This window comes from Streptomyces sp. NBC_01520 (assembly GCF_045040375.1).
Taxonomy (GTDB): domain Bacteria; phylum Actinomycetota; class Actinomycetes; order Streptomycetales; family Streptomycetaceae; genus Streptomyces.
This window is the reverse complement of sequence record NZ_CP109404.1, coordinates 7,256,887-7,271,910: the sequence shown is the minus strand read 5'-3', so window position 1 is coordinate 7,271,910 and position 15,024 is coordinate 7,256,887. Positions and strand designations below refer to the sequence as shown.

Annotated in this window: 15 protein-coding genes and 2 pseudogenes; 6 read left to right on the top strand and 11 right to left on the bottom strand. The window is 71.4% G+C overall.

What is annotated here, in order from left to right:
- Nucleotides 1-78: 78 nt before the first annotated feature.
- The 4 genes from OG524_RS32835 to OG524_RS32820 form a co-directional block, all read right to left on the bottom strand.
- The gene (locus tag OG524_RS32835) at nucleotides 79-669 is read right to left on the bottom strand and encodes a TetR/AcrR family transcriptional regulator (RefSeq protein ID WP_405812206.1); all 591 of its coding nucleotides are present in this window, start codon (nucleotides 667-669) and stop codon (nucleotides 79-81) included.
- Nucleotides 670-780: 111 nt separating this feature from the next.
- The gene (locus OG524_RS32830) at nucleotides 781-1,518 is read right to left on the bottom strand and encodes a MerR family transcriptional regulator (protein ID WP_405386815.1); all 738 of its coding nucleotides are present in this window, start codon (nucleotides 1,516-1,518) and stop codon (nucleotides 781-783) included.
- Nucleotides 1,519-1,557: 39 nt separating this feature from the next.
- The gene (locus OG524_RS32825) at nucleotides 1,558-2,481 is read right to left on the bottom strand and encodes an alpha/beta fold hydrolase (RefSeq protein WP_405812205.1); all 924 of its coding nucleotides are present in this window, start codon (nucleotides 2,479-2,481) and stop codon (nucleotides 1,558-1,560) included.
- Nucleotides 2,482-2,652: 171 nt separating this feature from the next.
- Complete coding sequence (locus OG524_RS32820) at nucleotides 2,653-3,216, bottom strand: TetR/AcrR family transcriptional regulator (protein ID WP_405812204.1); 564 nt, start codon at nucleotides 3,214-3,216, stop codon at nucleotides 2,653-2,655.
- Nucleotides 3,217-3,366: 150 nt separating this feature from the next.
- Between OG524_RS32820 and OG524_RS32815 the strand changes: the two genes are divergently transcribed.
- The gene (locus OG524_RS32815) at nucleotides 3,367-5,577 is read left to right on the top strand and encodes an MMPL family transporter (RefSeq protein WP_405812203.1); all 2,211 of its coding nucleotides are present in this window, start codon (nucleotides 3,367-3,369) and stop codon (nucleotides 5,575-5,577) included.
- Between the two features lie 237 nt (nucleotides 5,578-5,814).
- Here OG524_RS32815 and OG524_RS32810 read toward each other — a convergent pair whose 3' ends face one another.
- Complete coding sequence (locus OG524_RS32810) at nucleotides 5,815-6,426, bottom strand: alpha/beta hydrolase (protein WP_405812202.1); 612 nt, start codon at nucleotides 6,424-6,426, stop codon at nucleotides 5,815-5,817.
- A 66-nt stretch (nucleotides 6,427-6,492) separates the two neighbouring features.
- The gene (locus tag OG524_RS32805; RefSeq protein WP_405812201.1) at nucleotides 6,493-7,131 is read right to left on the bottom strand and encodes an NADPH-dependent F420 reductase; all 639 of its coding nucleotides are present in this window, start codon (nucleotides 7,129-7,131) and stop codon (nucleotides 6,493-6,495) included.
- A gap of 79 nt (nucleotides 7,132-7,210) precedes the next feature.
- Here OG524_RS32805 and OG524_RS32800 point away from each other — a divergent pair, with 79 nt between their 5' ends.
- The gene (locus tag OG524_RS32800; protein WP_405386826.1) at nucleotides 7,211-7,669 is read left to right on the top strand and encodes a MarR family winged helix-turn-helix transcriptional regulator; all 459 of its coding nucleotides are present in this window, start codon (nucleotides 7,211-7,213) and stop codon (nucleotides 7,667-7,669) included.
- Between the two features lie 149 nt (nucleotides 7,670-7,818).
- On the opposite strand, the pseudogene OG524_RS32795 reads toward OG524_RS32800, so the two are convergent.
- A pseudogene (locus OG524_RS32795) lies at nucleotides 7,819-7,995 on the bottom strand (RNA-guided endonuclease TnpB family protein); the annotation flags it as partial.
- On the opposite strand from OG524_RS32795, the pseudogene OG524_RS32790 reads away from it, so the two are divergent.
- Nucleotides 7,995-8,189, top strand: a pseudogene (locus OG524_RS32790) (transposase); the annotation flags it as partial. The pseudogenes OG524_RS32795 and OG524_RS32790 overlap by 1 nt on opposite strands.
- 265 nt (nucleotides 8,190-8,454) lie before the next feature.
- Here OG524_RS32790 and OG524_RS32785 read toward each other — a convergent pair.
- Both OG524_RS32785 and OG524_RS32780 read right to left on the bottom strand, forming a co-directional pair.
- Entirely contained in the window at nucleotides 8,455-9,651 is a 1,197-nt protein-coding gene (locus OG524_RS32785) for an MBL fold metallo-hydrolase (protein WP_405812200.1), read from the bottom strand.
- Between the two features lie 114 nt (nucleotides 9,652-9,765).
- Nucleotides 9,766-10,206, bottom strand: coding sequence for a PPOX class F420-dependent oxidoreductase (locus OG524_RS32780; protein ID WP_405386830.1), 441 nt, complete (start codon nucleotides 10,204-10,206; stop codon nucleotides 9,766-9,768).
- A gap of 256 nt (nucleotides 10,207-10,462) precedes the next feature.
- Here OG524_RS32780 and OG524_RS32775 point away from each other — a divergent pair, with 256 nt between their 5' ends.
- Both OG524_RS32775 and OG524_RS32770 read left to right on the top strand, forming a co-directional pair.
- Nucleotides 10,463-11,662: a Glu/Leu/Phe/Val dehydrogenase dimerization domain-containing protein gene (locus OG524_RS32775; RefSeq protein WP_405386832.1), complete on the top strand. Its 1,200-nt coding sequence runs from the start codon at nucleotides 10,463-10,465 to the stop codon at nucleotides 11,660-11,662.
- Between the two features lie 54 nt (nucleotides 11,663-11,716).
- Complete coding sequence (locus tag OG524_RS32770) at nucleotides 11,717-12,328, top strand: TetR/AcrR family transcriptional regulator (RefSeq protein ID WP_405386834.1); 612 nt, start codon at nucleotides 11,717-11,719, stop codon at nucleotides 12,326-12,328.
- Nucleotides 12,329-12,404: 76 nt separating this feature from the next.
- On the opposite strand, the gene OG524_RS32765 is transcribed toward OG524_RS32770, so the two are convergent.
- Entirely contained in the window at nucleotides 12,405-13,406 is a 1,002-nt protein-coding gene (locus tag OG524_RS32765; protein ID WP_405812199.1) for a DUF6745 domain-containing protein, read from the bottom strand.
- 163 nt (nucleotides 13,407-13,569) lie between these two features.
- Entirely contained in the window at nucleotides 13,570-13,896 is a 327-nt protein-coding gene (locus OG524_RS32760) for a hypothetical protein (RefSeq protein WP_405386837.1), read from the bottom strand.
- Between the two features lie 166 nt (nucleotides 13,897-14,062).
- Here OG524_RS32760 and OG524_RS32755 point away from each other — a divergent pair, with 166 nt between their 5' ends.
- Complete coding sequence (locus OG524_RS32755; RefSeq protein WP_405386838.1) at nucleotides 14,063-15,022, top strand: STM4015 family protein; 960 nt, start codon at nucleotides 14,063-14,065, stop codon at nucleotides 15,020-15,022.
- Nucleotides 15,023-15,024: the final 2 nt, after the last annotated feature.

The following is a 15,024-nucleotide window of genomic DNA, read 5'->3' as shown; positions in this document are numbered from 1 at the left end:
GCCGAAGGACCGCACCGGCCCACACTCAGCCTCACCGGCCTGCATTCACCCGTCACGAGCCCGGTACCGGTCCGTGTCTCACCCGTCGAAGGGGCGCACCGGTCCCACCGCGACGCCGAGCAGCCGCCAGGCGGCCAGCGCCCGGCGTTCCCGCTCGTCACGGGTGGGGCCGGTGACGGCGCCGGAGACCATGGCGACCGCGAGCATCAGGTCGTCCGCCGCGGCCAGCCGATGGCCGTCCGGCAGCCGTCCCCGCAGGCCTCGTTCGACCCGCCCGGACAGGGCCAGGGCGTACGCGCCGATGTCGGAGCGGCCGCCCGCCCTGTCGGCGTGCAGGAGCCCGATGAAGGCCGCGGACTCCGTGAGGTGCCAGGTCATCACGCCGAGAACACCGGCGAACGTCGTGTCCTCGGCCGCTGCCGCCTGCTCGACCTGCCGTACGTTCTCCTCCAGGACCGCGGTCGCCACCGCGACCCGGTCGGGGAAGTGCCGGTACAGAACCCCCTGCCCGACCCCGGCCCGACGCGCGATCGCGGAGAGCGGCGCGTCCAGGCCGTCCGTCGCGTAGATCTCCCGCGCGGCGCTGACCAGAGCCGCCCGATTACGTGCGGCAGCCTTCGGCCCGTCGTTCGCGGGCCGCCGCTCGTCCGGCAGGGAGTGCTGCTTCACCCCGGCAGCGTACCGGCCGGATCGGGTCCGCTCACGCCGAGGCGGGGGCGGACCCGGCGGCTTCGCGGTCGCGGTGTGCCGCAGCCCGTCCCACCCCCGCGCGGGAGGGTTTCAGCTGCCGCGCCGGGCGGTCCGGCGCAACTGGGCACGGTGGGTGAGCACGTCGAGGACGCGTTGCCATGCCGGTGACACCTCGGAGATGTTGGAGATCACCAGCTTCTGGTACTTCGGCGGGCTGCCGTCCCGTTCGTACGCGATCTCCCAGGCGTCCAGTTCGTCGATGAGCCGGTCCAGGCGTGGATCCTGCGGATCCCAGTCGACGGACCGGTCACAGGCGAGGATCAGACGCGTCGTCTCCGGGTCGTCGAGGGCGGCGTTCTTGTCCCGGATCCGCTGTGCCACGGCACCCGGTTCGAGCGCCCGCATCAGGATCCATGAGTCCCGCTCGAGTCGCACCCTCCGTTCGCTGATGCCGAGACCGCGCATCCGGTCCAGGATCGCGACCACACCCAGGGGCAGGACCAGCCTTTCGCCGCCCGTCAGTTCGGCGATCCGGCGGCGGTAGTCGCTCAACTGGTCGATCTTGCGCCGGAGTTCGGCGTCGATGTCGGTGACGGCCGAGGCGAACTCGGCGGGCTGTGCATGCAGCAGCGCGTCGATACGGGCCAGCGGGACACCCGCGTCGGCAAGCGTCCTGATCCGGATGAGGTCCACCGCCGCCTGCGCGCTGTAGCGGCGGTAGCCGGACGCGTCACGCTCGGGCTCGGGCAGCAGGCCGACGTGGTGGTAGTGGCGAACGGTGCGCACGGTCACGTCGGCGGTCGCCGCGAGTTGACTGATCGTGAGCACCGTCCCCCTCGGCTCCTCGTACATCGTGAACGGCCGATCCTAGGAGATCCTGGGGCGAGCGGCCCGGTCGACCACGTCGCGGACCGCTCGGACCACCGCATCGGGGCGGTCGAAGCAGAGCCTGTGGTGGAGGGTGTCGGTGAGGACGCGTTGCTCCCCGTACGAGACCGAGCCGGCCACCGCCGCGTCCATCCTCCTCCTGCCGTCACGCATCTCCCGCAACGTCCGCTCCGGCGTCCGCGCCTGCTGGGCGGAGTCGGTGCCGAGCACGGTGAGAGCGACCACCGGAACATCGGGAAGGTCCGGTCCGTCGCGCAGCTCGGCGGCGAGGGCGGCGAGCATGCCACGCTCGGCGATTCCGAAGTGGATCCACGCGTCGCTCTCATGGGCGTCGATCAGCGGTTTCCGCACGGACTCCGGATAGTGCGCGAGCAGTTCGTCGCGCATCGCGCGCAGGGCCGGGCGCCGCCGTTTCAGCTGTTCCGGGCCGGGGGCAGTCCTCTCGGTCACGGCCAGACCCGCCTCGGGAGGCATGAAGTCGTCCCAGTCGCGGTGGAGGGCGTCCAGCCAGACCAGTCCGGCCACGTCCTGCGGGTACAGCTGCGCGAACCGGTGCGCGTAGAGGCCGCCGAGGGAGTGCGGCGCGAGTACGTACGGGCCGTCGATGTCCTGGGCGCGCAGCAGCCCGCGCAGTTCCGTGGCGACCGCCGTGGCGGTACGCGGCAGTGGGAGGGGGTCGCTGTATCCCGTGCCGCCGCGGTCGTACACCACGACGGTGGTGAACTGCGAAACCCCTTGCTGGACACCGAAGTAGTCCAGGCCGACCGCGCCGGCACCCGACAGGAACACGACTGCGGGTCCGCCGCTGCCCGACCGGTGCGTGAAGACACGGCGGCCGTCGATCTCCTGGAACCCTCCGACCGGTGGAGCGGGTCGGGCCGGGGAAGTGATGTCGTCCGTCATGCGACAAGCCTCCAACCCTGACGCAGGGTCAAGGTCAACCCCATCCCGACCGCCGCCGCGACTCGGTGCTGCGGGCGACCCGACGCACCGGCTCGGTGCTGCGGGCGACCCGAGTCAATGCAGGCCGGCCGGCGTCCTGCCCGCCGGGGTCGTCCGCCCGCCTCCCCCGGTCTACGGGATGGCGTCGATCCCGGCGCGCAGGAAGGCCATGGCCGTGTCGATGTCTTCCTCACGCATGCCGTGGCAGACCTCGCTGACGACGGCCGCCGCCGCGACCGCCACCATGCGGGGGACGAATCCGTCCGGGGCCTCTCCCCGCTCCTCCGCGAGGATACGGGCGCCCTCCTGGATGGCCTCCGCGAGAGAGGCACTGGTGACTGCCCTGATCTGCGGGTTGAGGTCCAGCATCCGGTCGTAGAGGGCGTCCACGTCGCTGCGCTCGGCCACCTTGTCCCGCAGCCAGTGCTGCAGCGCGTCCAGGGTCGTCTGCCCCTGCGGCCTGTCGCGCAGCACCTCCCCCAGCCCGTTCGCGAACTCGTCGAAGCGGGACGTCGCCAGCTCCAGCTTCGACGGGAAGTACAGCGTGACCGTACGCGGCGACACGTCCGCGGCGGCCGCGATGTCGGCGATCGTCGTCGCCTCGAAGCCGCGGTCGGCGAACAGTTCGTACGCCGACCGGAGGATCGCCTCCCTTCGGCGGGCCTTGGAGCGTTCTCGCAGACCGTCACTCATCATGACCACCACTTTACCAGCGATGGCAAGTTTACAGCCCACTGCAAAAATGCCTTACGGTGTAACCAACTGGCCGTGACGGCCACGCACGGGCAGCGCGGCCCGCGCGAACGTCGCGGCCTGCTTGAACGCGGCAAGGAGAGGGAGACGGACATGGCGTCACGCCTGTACACCTGGGGGCGATGGGCGGTCCGCCGCCGTGGCCGGGTCATCGCTGTCTGGTTGGTACTGCTCGGAGTCGTCGGGGGGCTCGGGATCGCCCTCCACGGCAAGGTGACCACCGAGTTCTCGGTGCCGGGAATCGAATCGCAGCACGCGCAGGACCTGCTGAAGGAGAAGTTCCCGGCGGCTGCGGGCGGCACGGCGCGCATCGTCTTCGCGGCGCCCGAAGGCAGTACGCTCACCGAGCCCGACGTGAAGGAAGCGATCGAGGCCGGCCTGAAGAAGGCCGCACAGGTGCCTGGCGTCGTGAACGTCGCGGACCCGTTCACGAACAGAACAGTTTCCCCTGACGTGCGGATCGGCTACGCGGACGTCACCTTCGGCGAGCAGGCGGCCAGTGTGCCGCAGGAGTCCAAGGACGCCCTGTCCCGCGCCGTGACCCCGGTGGAGAAGGCGGGCCTCCAGGTCGAACTCGGCGGTTCGGTCATGCAGCCGCTGACCGAGGTCGGCGGGCCTGCCGAGATCATCGGCGTCGCACTGGCCTTCGTCATCCTCGCCCTCGCACTCGGCTCGCTGGTCGCGGCCGGCCTCCCATTGCTGACCGCCGCGGTCGGTGTGGCCATCGGCGTCCTGGGTGTCCAGTTCGTCTCCCGCTTCACCGAGATGACCAGCACCGCCACCGTGCTCGCCCTGATGATCGGCCTCGCGGTGGGCATCGACTACGCCCTGTTCATCATCGCCCGCCACCGCGAACAGCTCGCCGACCCGGACACGGACGTCGAGGACTCCATCGCCCGGGCCGTCGCGACCGCCGGCAGCGCCGTGGTCTTCGCCGGTGCCACCGTCGTCATCGCGCTCGCCGCCCTCGCAGTCACCGGCATCCCGTTCCTCACCGTGATGGGCCTCGCCGCCGCCGCGACCGTACTCGTCGCCGTACTCATCGCCGTCAGCCTCGTACCGGCCGCGCTCGGCCTGCTCGGCGAGCGGCTCCGCCCCCGCCGACGGTCCCCGCGCCCCGGGCGCAAGGAGCGCACCCCCGGCACGTGGGGCCTGGCCTGGGGCCGATTCGTCACCCGCAAGCCCCTGATCGTTCTCCTCGTGGGCGTCATCGGCCTGCTGGCCCTCGCACTGCCCGCCCGGGACCTGAGGCTGGGGCTGCCGAGCAACGCCTCGCAGCCCACCGAAAGCACCCAGCACAAGAGTTACCACCTGCTGACCGAGGGCTTCGGCCCCGGATTCAACGCCGCCCTCGTCGCCGTCGTAGACACCGGCGGCACCCCGGCCGCCGACCGTGCGGGCGTCGTCAGCGGCCTCCACTCGACCCTGGCCGACGACCCCGGCGTGGCAGCTGTCGCCGCACCGGCCACCAATGCCGACTCGACGCTCAGTGTCATCGCACTGGTGCCCACCACAGGACCCGACGACCAGGCCACCACCGACCTGGTCCACCGGCTGCGGGAACAGGCCCCGAGCATCGACGAGGCGGGCGGCACCCTCTACATCGCGGGGGCCACCGCCGCCGCCATCGACATCTCGGGCAAGCTCTCCGACGCGCTACCGCTGTTCATCGGTGTGATCGTCCTCCTGGCAATGATCCTGCTGACCGTCGCCTTCCGGTCCCTGCTCGTCCCGCTGAAGGCCGTCCTCGGATTCCTGCTCTCCATCGCCGCCGGCCTCGGCGTCACGGTATGGGTCTTCCAGAACGGCCACCTCAACGGCGTCCTCGGCATCCCGTCGGCGGGCCCGGTCACGGCGTTCCTGCCCGTCCTGCTGATCGGAGTCCTCTTCGGACTCGCCATGGACTACGAGGTCTTCCTCGTCAGCAGGATGCGCGAACACTTCGAGCACACCGGGAACGCGAGCGAGGCGATCACCCACGGCATGGCCCGCAGCGGGCGCGTCGTCAGCGCGGCGGCCCTGATCATGGTCGCGGTCTTCGGAGGCTTCGTCTTCAACCACGACCCCATCATCAAATCGATCGGCTTCGCCCTGTCCTTCGGCGTCCTCGTCGATGCCTTCGTCGTCCGCATGACGCTCGTCCCCGCGGCCATGGCTCTGCTCGGACGGCGCGCCTGGGGCCTGCCGGCATGGCTCGACCGCATCACCCCGGACGTCGACATCGAGGGGGCGAAGCTCCCGCCGCGTCCGGCGCCCGAGGCCGGGACCGCGCAGGAGACCGAGCACGAGGTGACCGTGCGCTGAGCCCGTACACGCCATGGACATCGGCTCCGTGCCGGAGGACTCCGTGCCGGAGGTCACCGTGCCGGAGGTCACCGAGATGCCCACCTGGGCCTCGGTGACCTCCGGCGCACGGCCGTCCGTCGCCCTGGCGGGGTCGCGGCGACCCGCGCGTCAGGCGGATCACGGCCCACACGCGCGGGTCGCGGCAACAGCGGCGACGACTACGCGCCCGCTACGGGACCCGCCCGGTCGCCCAGGTCATCCGTCGAGCCAGGCCGCGAGAGCCGTGAGCGCGTCGGGGGCGATGCCGTGGCCGACCGGGTCGAGACGCGCGTCGGTGGATGCCCCCGACTCGTCGGTCAGGTAGCGCCAGGTCCTGTCGAGCAGCTCACGGGGGATGACGCGGTCGTGTTCGCCGTGAGCGACGAAGACCGGCACCCCGGCCAGCCGCGCGGCGTCGGCCGGCACCCCGGCCTCGAACGGCAGGGTTCCGTAGAGGATGGCGGCGCCCGCGTACCGCGCGGGATCGTCGAGCAGCAGACCGCCGGCGAAGGCGGCTCCGCCACTGAATCCGACGAGGAACACCGGGCGGCCGGGCGGAGCCACCTCGTCCAGCCATCGCGTGAACCAGTCCATGGTGGCCCGGAGCGACTCCGGAACCGGACGCCCGATTCCCCGGTTGGCGAACCAGGCGAACCCGCCGTTCTCGGCGATCGGCGCCCGTACTGCCGCGTAGAAGAGCGAGCCGGGCAGGGCGTCCGCCAGCCCGATGATCTCGCCCTCGTTCGAACCGCGACCGTGCAGCAGCACGACCAGCGGACCTTCCGTGTCTCCACAGGTCGCCACGACGGGGGCTTCGAAGGTGCTCACGCGGCCCCTCCTGCGGTGAAGCCCGGGACGGATATCGGGAGGGTGCTGTTCATGGTTCCGCTTCTTTCAGGAGGTCGGGCCGAGCAGCGCCCAGCCCGTCTGCCAGGCCCAGCCGTTGCCGGCGTTGAGCGAGATGTTGAGGAAGGCCATCTCCTCCAGTGCCCTGGCCATGCGCAGGCCACCGGCATCGACCGGCTGGAAACCGAGGGACGCGAGGAGCTCGGCGACGACCTTCTTGGCCTCGGCGTCGTCACCCGCGTAGAAGCCGGTGAGAGGCCGGCCCCCTTCGACCGGGGTGCCGAGACGGCCGGCGAAGATCGTGTTGAAGGCCTTGACCACGGGTACGCCGGGGAGGCTGCGCTGCAGGCTCTGCACCGCGGCCGTCTCTTCGATGTCGAGGTCGGTGTAGGTGGTGTTCAGCGGGTTGGTGGCGTCGACGACGATCTTGCCGGCCAGCGTGGGCGCCAGCCCCTCCGCCAGGGCACCGACGACGCCGCCCGGTACCGCCAGGACCACGACCTTCGCGTCGGCGACGGCACCGGCGTTGTCCCGCGCCGCCTGCGCGCCGGTCGCCGCGGCGACTTCCGACGCCTTTTCGGGACTGGTCGCGCTGATGGACACGGTGTGCCCCGAGCGGACGGCGGCGGCACTCAGGGCGGATCCGACGTTTCCGGCTCCGATGATCGCGATGCGCATGACTTCCACCTCGACAGTTGACGTGTCAGATACTTCAACCGTACCAAAATTATCTGATCCATCAGACTTTTAGGTTTATCATGAGGTCATGCCCTCCTCCTCTCCCATCGACGACCCGCTGATAACGACGTTCGGCCGCCTCCTGGAGGCGGCCGGCAAGCTGGAGCGGCGGCTCGGCGCGGCCCTGCAGACCGAGACCGGGCTGCCGCACGTCTGGTTCGAGGTGCTGGTCCGCCTCGCCCGGTCCGAAGGGGGCCGGCTGACCATGGGCGCCCTGGCCGAGGACATCGCCCTCACCACCGGCGGCATCACCCGGCTGATCGACCGCATACGAGCCGCCGGCTACGTCGAGCGCCGCCCGTGCCCCACCGACCGGCGCGTGGCTCACGCGGTCATCACCGACCGGGGGCGGGAGATCCTGGACCGGGCGGTGGCCGTTCACACCGCCAACCTGCGCGAGGTGTTCGCCGGCTTCGACGAGCCGGCCCTGTCGTCCCTGGACGCGCTCCTCGACCGGCTGCGCGAGGCCGCCGTCCGGCCGGACTGAAGCGGAGGACACCCGCGGTCAGGAATCGGCATCGCCGAGAGTCCGCCACCCGCCAGCACCATCCGTCCGAAGGGCGCGGCGTGGCGCAGTCCCCAGGCGGTGACCACGTGACAGGCGCCCAGGGCGAGCAGGGCCGAGGTCATCACCCAGTACCCGGCGGCCCCGTCGGCGGCGAGGATGCGGAAGAACGCGGCGAACGCCTTGTCCAGGCGGCGCAGCGTGGCCTGCTGCGAGGAGAACGACCACCGGCCCTGACGCTCCGGGTCGAACGCCCGGATGTCCTTGAGCTGCGCTGACTGCACACCGTACTTCACGCTGGTTTTGGATCGCCTTGTCGAAGCTGATCAACTCGCTCAAGGGAGTCAGCTCGCGCTACCTGCGGGCGGAGTACACCGGCCGGATCAACCAGATCGGCATGGGCTCCGTCTTCTGGTCCCGCTCCTACTTCGCCGGATCCTGCGGCGGAGCGCCGCTCAGCACCATCCGGCAGTACATCGAGGGCCAGCAGCGTCCTGTCTGACCGTCAACACGGAGGCGCACAGAACTCCGGCGCTTCACGCCTCCGTGCCAAGGATGCGTTTCCCTCCCCGGCTGAAGCCGGGGATACCCACGCAAGATCAGGGATGGAACGACCGTACCGGGAAGGCCGGCTTCACCGACCGCGTAGCCGGTCATGTCCAGCGAGAGGGCGCCCTGCGGGAGACCCCACCGGCCCGATCGGCGGATCACCCGCTACGTTCAGGCCCTGGACGCCGTCCCCCGGCCCGCCAACGCCACCGCCATCGTCACCGCTCGCCCGCGAGGTCGACTTCCTCCCGCTGCACCGGTGCCGCGTCCGCCACCTCGGAGTGACGCCACGGGTGCGCGACGGGCTCCGACACAGCTCGCCACCAAGGCTCCGAGGGAACCTTCCCCGCCGGCTCGAACGGCTCACCCGGCCGGGGGAACGCCACCGGCTGCCCCACCTCCTCGGCGGCATCGTTCATCCACTCCCCCGGCTCCGACCACGCGTGCGGGGCAAGGTTGAAGGTGCCCCAGTGGATCGGCATCAGCACGCCGTGCGGCCGGTTCCCCTGCAGGTCGAGGTGCGCCCGGACGCCCTCGGCGGGCGTCATGTGGATGTCCGGCCAGTACTCCGAATAGGCGCCGACCTGGATCATGGTCGCGTCGAAGGGGCCGTGCTCGGCGCCGATGTCCTTGAAGCCGGAGAAATAGCCGGTGTCGCCGCTGTGGTAGATGCGGTGCTCGGGGCCCGAGACCACCCATGACGCCCAGAGCGTGTGCTGCTGGTTACGCAGGCCGCGACCGCAGAAATGCCGCGCGGGGGTGGCGGTGAGGCTGATCCCGGCGATCCGTACGCTCTCGTTCCAGTCGAGCTCATGGATCCGGTCGAGGGGCACCCCCCATCGCTCCAGATGGGCTCCGACCCCGAGCGGCACGGCGAAGACCGTGTCCGTCCCGGCCAGGGCCTTGATGGTCTGCAGGTCGAGGTGGTCGTAGTGGTCGTGCGAGATCACGATCACGTCGACGGCTCCGAGCGCGGCCAGGGGCAGCGGCACGGGGTGCAGCCGCTTGGGTCCGGCGAAGACGAAGGGCGAGCAGCGCTCGCCCCAGACGGGGTCGAAGAGCACCCGCCTGCCGTCGATCTCGGCGAGCACGCTGGAGTGGCCCATCCAGGTCAGCCGCAGGCCCGTCGCGGGCGGGCGGGAGAGGTCGGCCACGGTGGTGGCGTGGACGGGCACCGTACCGGTCGGCGACCTACGGGCCCGCTGCTCCTTGTGGAAGTACACCTTGGCGAATTCCAGCATGGAACCGGACGGCCTGGTCCGTGCCCCCTCCGGGTTCTGGAACACCCCGTCGGCGAAATTCGGCGAACGGCGGATGCGTTCCATACGTGCCCCGGCCGGATCCGCGCCGAAGGCGTCGGGGCGCAGCGAGCGGAGTCTCGTACGGAGGGAAGGCTGCTTGTCTGCGCCGGTCACAACATCTCCTGAGGGAGTCGGTGTCGTCTCATTATGGTCGGGAGGTACGAGGGGGCGAGAGCTCGGTGGTGAACGGAGCAACACCGACCGCTCCCCGCACCGGCCGGAACCGTGTCAGGCACGCGGCTGCCCGTACACGTGCCCGATCCGCAGGGTCAGGACGGCCCTGCGGTCCTCGACCATCGCCCGCCGGTAGTCGTCCCAGTCGGGGTGCTCGCCCTGGACGTCCCGATAGAGCGTGATCAGCTGCTCCACGGTCGCGTCGTCGCGCTCGGCGGCGGGCGGGGTCAGCTCGGCCGTGGCGTCGACGACGGTCCAGGCCCACCGGTCGTCGCTGGTCACGTGGTAGCTCGCCCGTGGGTCGCGGCGGAGATTACGCGTCTTGGCCCGGCCCTCGGTGACGGAGACCCTGATCACCCCTTCTTCGGGGTAGTACGCGTGGTTCACGTTGGACAGCTGGGGCCTGCCGTCGCGCTTGAGGGTGACGAGCACCCCGCCGTCGTGCTCGCCGAGGAGTCGGAGCAGTGCGTCGCGCCCGCGTTCGATGTCCGTCATGCCGAATCCAACGTCCGTACGCACCGCAGGATTCCGCATCCGGCACCCGTTGATGTCACATCCGGCGGGGTTCCGTACGTCGGCACGGATAAGGCCGCCGGGCCGCGGCGGCACCGAGGAGCGCTCCATGACCGTACGTGACACCTCGGATGCCCTGTCCTCCGACCACCCACCTGGCGGAAAGCCCTTTGACGGGCGTGCGACCCAGTCCTGATACTGACTGTCTGTTCAGTAGTACCGATCGAGGAGCCGCGTGATGACGCCCCCGCCCCCCGCCCCCCACATCTCCCTGACCTGGACGGACCACATCACCGGCACCCGCGGGTTCCTGGTCGTGGACCGGCTCGTGCGCGGCGTGTCCAGCGGCGGGCTGCGGATGCGACAGGGGTGCACGCTCGACGAGGTGGCGGGCCTGGCTCGTGGCATGACCATGAAGGAGGCCCTGCATTTCGACGCGGAGGACTCCGGGGCGCGCTACATCCCGCTGGGCGGCGCGAAGGGCGGCATCGACTTCGATCCGCGCGCCCCCGGGGCGTACGGGGTGCTGGTCCGCTACCTGCGGGCGATGCGTCCGTACGTCGAGAGCGTCTGGACGACCGGCGAGGATCTCGGGCTGACCCAGGACCTCGTCGACCGGGCGGCCGCCGAGGCGGGGCTGGTCTCCACGATCCAGGCGGTCTATCCGCTGCTGGACGACGAGGCGGCGGCCCGACGACGGCTCGCGGACGCTTTCGCCGTCACGGTGGACGGGATCGGGCTGGACGAGCTGGTCGGGGGGTGCGGGGTCGCGGAATCCGCGCTCGCCGCGCTGGACCGTGCGGGATTCGCGTACGGCGACGCCCGGGTGTCCGTGCAGGGACTGGGCACCATGGGAGGCGCGACGGCGCGCTTCCTGTCCCGGGCCGGCCTCACGGTCGTCGCGGTCGCCGACGTCAAGGGGACGATCGCCAACCCGGCGGGCCTGGACGTCGAGGCTCTGCTCGCCGCACGCGACGCGTACGGGACGGTGGACCGCGGCGCGCTGCGGGACGGGGACCGCGAGCTGCCCGCCGGCGCCTGGCTGGCGGCGGACGCGGAGGTGCTCGTCCCGGCGGCCGTCTCATACGCCATCGATGCGGTGAACCAGGCCTCGGTCAGGGCACGTTGGGTGGTCGAGGCGGCGAACATGCCGGTGCTGCAGGAGGCGGAGGCGCTGCTCCGGGAGCGCGGGATCACGGTGCTGCCCGACGTGGTCGTCAACTCCGGTACGAACGCCTGGTGGTGGTGGACCCTGTTCGGGGACATCGGAGCGGACGCGGAGGAGGCTTTCGCCCACACCCGCCACGCGATGCGCGCGCTGATCGACCGGATGCTGGCCCGGGCGGAGGCGGACGGTTGCACGCCGCGGGCGGCCGCGCACGCGATCGTCGCGGACCGGCTGCCGGTCATGGCCGAACGGTTCGGCTGGTACCGGTAGGCCGGGGGTGCGGGCGGCCCGGCGCCGGTTCGGGGCATTGGTTAGGGTGATTGCGTGGCAAGGGTGCGGCTGAGTGTGGCGGAGCGGCGTGAGGAGCTCCTCCGCGCTGCGGTCGAACAGATCGAGGTCCGGGGCGTCTCCGCGGTACGGATCGCCGACGTCGCCTCCGTCCTCGGCGTGAGCAACGCACTGGTGCTCTACCACTTCTCCACCAAGGAGAAACTGGTGGCGGCCGCTTTCGCGTACGCGGCGGAAGCCGATCTGGCCCATCTGCGCAGGCTGTTGACCCGCCGCACCAGCGCGGTGCGACGACTGCGGGCGGCCGTCCGCTGGTACGCGCCGACGGGCCAGGCCAAGGGCTGGCGCCTGTGGATCGAGGGCTGGGCCGCCTCCCTGCGCGACCCCGCGCTGCGCGAGGTGGCCGGCGATCTCGACCAGCAGTGGAAGGCGGAGCTGGCCGAGGTGATCGAGGAGGGTGCCGCCGCCGGTGAGTTCCACTGCGACGACCCGATGTCCGTGGCCTGGCGGCTGACCGCGCTCCTGGACGGCCTGGCCGTCCAGATGACGTCGTACGCGGGTCCGCTCTCCCGGGCCACGATGCTGCAGTGGACCGAGGAGGCGCTCGCCCGCGAACTCGGCATCGAGCACGCGGTACTGACGGCCTGACCGGTTCAGCCGTAGCCGGTCAGCCGCAGAAGCCGCGAAGCCTTGGGAACGGTTGCGGGCCGCCGCAGCAGCCCGCTCAGGTCTGGCGCACCGGGGCGTAGGCCGCCCCTTCGAGGCCGAAGGTCCAGGCGACCCCCTCCTTGGCCGTCCTGGTCCGGGGCGGCACCCGCAGCCAGTACGTGCGGCTGGTCCCGTCCGGCTCCGGGGTCGAGTTGACGACTTCGACCATCACGACGTCCTCGTCGCCGTCCATCGCGATCCGCCAGAGGATGCCGGTCTCGTCGCGGTGCACGGGCTCGGCGCCCGACTCGGTGAGATAGCGGTCGTATCCGTAGTACTCCAGCATCACGCGGCGCAGCTCCGCGTTCTCCTCGGCCCGTATCCGGCCGGGGGTCAGGGTCGCCAGCCCGTCGAGGAATTCGGCGGGCACGGGCATGCCGCGCCAGGCGTACAGCGCGAAGCCGTCACGGTAGGCGAGCGCGGGCCCGTCGCCCCGGTCGAGCCGTCCCGCCTCGTCGCGGTGGAGTGCCACAGGCCGTTCACTGATCACGACGGCCCGCTCGTAGGGCCACCACCAGGCGGCGTTCCTGGCGACCTCGGCCAGCCCTGTCAGCCGGTCGCCCCGGCCGTCGAAGGCCGCGAGCCAGGCCGCGTCGTGCTGACCGAGGACGGCGTCGAGCAGGAGCAGGCGCACGGCGGACTCGTCCTCGGGCCGCGGGGCGAGCTCCGCGACGACCCCCGTGCGTATCCGCTCGGCCAGCGCGGCCGTGGTCTCCCACAGCTGTGCCCCGGTGGCGGACCACAGGGCGGACCAGCCCGCCGGGCCCAACTCGTCGTACATCCGCCGGCGTTCCTCCGCCCAGGGGCGGGTGCGGACCTCCTCACGCACCGAGCGCCCCGCGTCCGTGAGCTTCTCCACCGCCTCGACCGCCGCCCGTGGCGAGTCCGCCCAGATGATGCGCTCCGGCTCGGCGAGCCCCGCGCTGCGGTAGGCGAGCCGCACCCCGTCCTCGGCGGCGCCCCGGTCCGCCTCGCCCGTCGCCGCCGCCACGGCCCGCCATGCGTTCACGTACTGCATCGGATTTCCCGTCCCCTGTCCTGGTCTGCCTGTCGGCCGCGCATCACCGCGTCCATCACGTCGATCTCGTTCACCGCGGCGATCCCGCTCACCGCACCCGTCACGCCGTCACACCTGGCGCGCCGTCACATCAGCCACCCCGTCACATCCGGCGCCGCGAAGGTCAGTCGGCGACCATGCGGACGGCGCCCGGCGCGTACTCCCGCTGGCGCACCACGCGGAACCAGCCCTTGGGCAGGGCTATCGTCGCGTGCTCCTCGTGCACCACCCGTCCGCCGTCGGGGAGATGGAGCAGCATCGGGCCGAACGGTCCGGCCTCCCGCATCAGCCTGCCCGGCCCCTGGACCGCGTGGGCGTGTCCGGTGACCTCCCCCAGGGCGAGCACCAGCCGCCCCCGCCCGTCCCGCAGTTCACCCGATGCGTCGAGGAAGTGCGCGGGCACCTCCGACTCGTCCAGCGCCACGATCAGTACATCGCCCTGCCGGTACACAGACGTCTCCCCTCGGTAGCGGCACCCGCTGTGCCGGCCACGAACGAAACGCTACGGCGGGGGTCTGACAACGGGCCGCGGGACGGGCCCGGTCCGACCGTTGTCAGTGGGGCTTGATACACCTTGCGGAAACAACAATCGTCCTCAGTATCAGGAGCTCAGTGCCATGTCCGGTGTGGACCACCTGCACGAGTTGCTCGGCCTTCCGGCCGTCGATTTCCAGCCCGAGACCGGTGGGGCCGCCCGTCCGGCGGCCGATGCCGTGGCCTGGCGCGTCAGCGTCGATCCGTTCGACCCGGACACGGAGGACCGGACGTGGGAGCAGGAGTTCACGTCGTTCCTCGAAGCCGTCGACCCGGCCGGCGTCCAGGCTCTGATCATCGGGCAGTGGGGAGAGACGTACGAGGAGACGTCGTCGTACCCCATCGGTCTCGTCATCGCCGCGGCCGACAGACTGACGTCGCTGCGCGCGGTCTTCGTCGGGGACCTGGAGATGGAGGAGGCCGAGATCTCCTGGATCCAGCAGTCCGACGTCACGGCACTCCTGACCGCGTTCCCCGACCTTGAGGGTCTCGGTGTGCGCGGCGGCAGCGAGCTGGTGTTTCCGCCGGTCAAGCACGATTCCCTGCGGGCGCTCACCATCGAGACGGGCGGCCTGCCCGCCGAGGTGGTGCGCGGTGTGCTGGACAGTGAGCTGCCCGCGCTGGAGGTCCTCGATCTCTGGCTGGGCGTCTCGGCGTACGGCGGCGACACGGGTCTCCCGGCCCTCGCGCCGCTGCTCTCCGGCACCCGGTTCCCGCGGCTGCACCACCTGGGCCTGCGCAACAGCGAGATCGAGAACGAGATCGCGGCCGCGGTCGCCTCGGCCCCCGTGGTCGCCCGGCTCCGCACGCTTGACCTGTCCTGCGGCACTCTCGGGGACGAGGGGGCGGCCGCACTGCTCGAAGGCCAGCCGCTCACCCATCTCACCACGCTCGATCTGCATCATCACTTCCTCACCGAGCCGATGGAACGCAGGATCACCGAGGCCCTGGAGCCGCACGGTGTGCGGGTCGACCTGTCCGAGCGGTGCGAGCCGTGGGGCGACCGCGGCGCCGCCGGCCGCTACACCACGGTTGCGGAGTGACG

What these genes read in the sequence shown, in the direction of transcription:
- OG524_RS32825 (WP_405812205.1), bottom strand. Translation starts at nt 2,481, where the DNA reads ATGACGGACGACATCACTTCCCCGGCCCGACCCGCTCCACCGGTCGGA.
- OG524_RS32820 (WP_405812204.1), bottom strand. Translation starts at nt 3,216, where the DNA reads ATGATGAGTGACGGTCTGCGAGAACGCTCCAAGGCCCGCCGAAGGGAG.
- OG524_RS32815 (WP_405812203.1), top strand. Translation starts at nt 3,367, where the DNA reads ATGGCGTCACGCCTGTACACCTGGGGGCGATGGGCGGTCCGCCGCCGT.
- OG524_RS32800 (WP_405386826.1), top strand. Translation starts at nt 7,211, where the DNA reads ATGCCCTCCTCCTCTCCCATCGACGACCCGCTGATAACGACGTTCGGC.
- OG524_RS32780 (WP_405386830.1), bottom strand. Translation starts at nt 10,206, where the DNA reads ATGACGGACATCGAACGCGGGCGCGACGCACTGCTCCGACTCCTCGGC.
- OG524_RS32775 (WP_405386832.1), top strand. Translation starts at nt 10,463, where the DNA reads ATGACGCCCCCGCCCCCCGCCCCCCACATCTCCCTGACCTGGACGGAC.
- OG524_RS32765 (WP_405812199.1), bottom strand. Translation starts at nt 13,406, where the DNA reads ATGCAGTACGTGAACGCATGGCGGGCCGTGGCGGCGGCGACGGGCGAG.
- OG524_RS32755 (WP_405386838.1), top strand. Translation starts at nt 14,063, where the DNA reads ATGTCCGGTGTGGACCACCTGCACGAGTTGCTCGGCCTTCCGGCCGTC.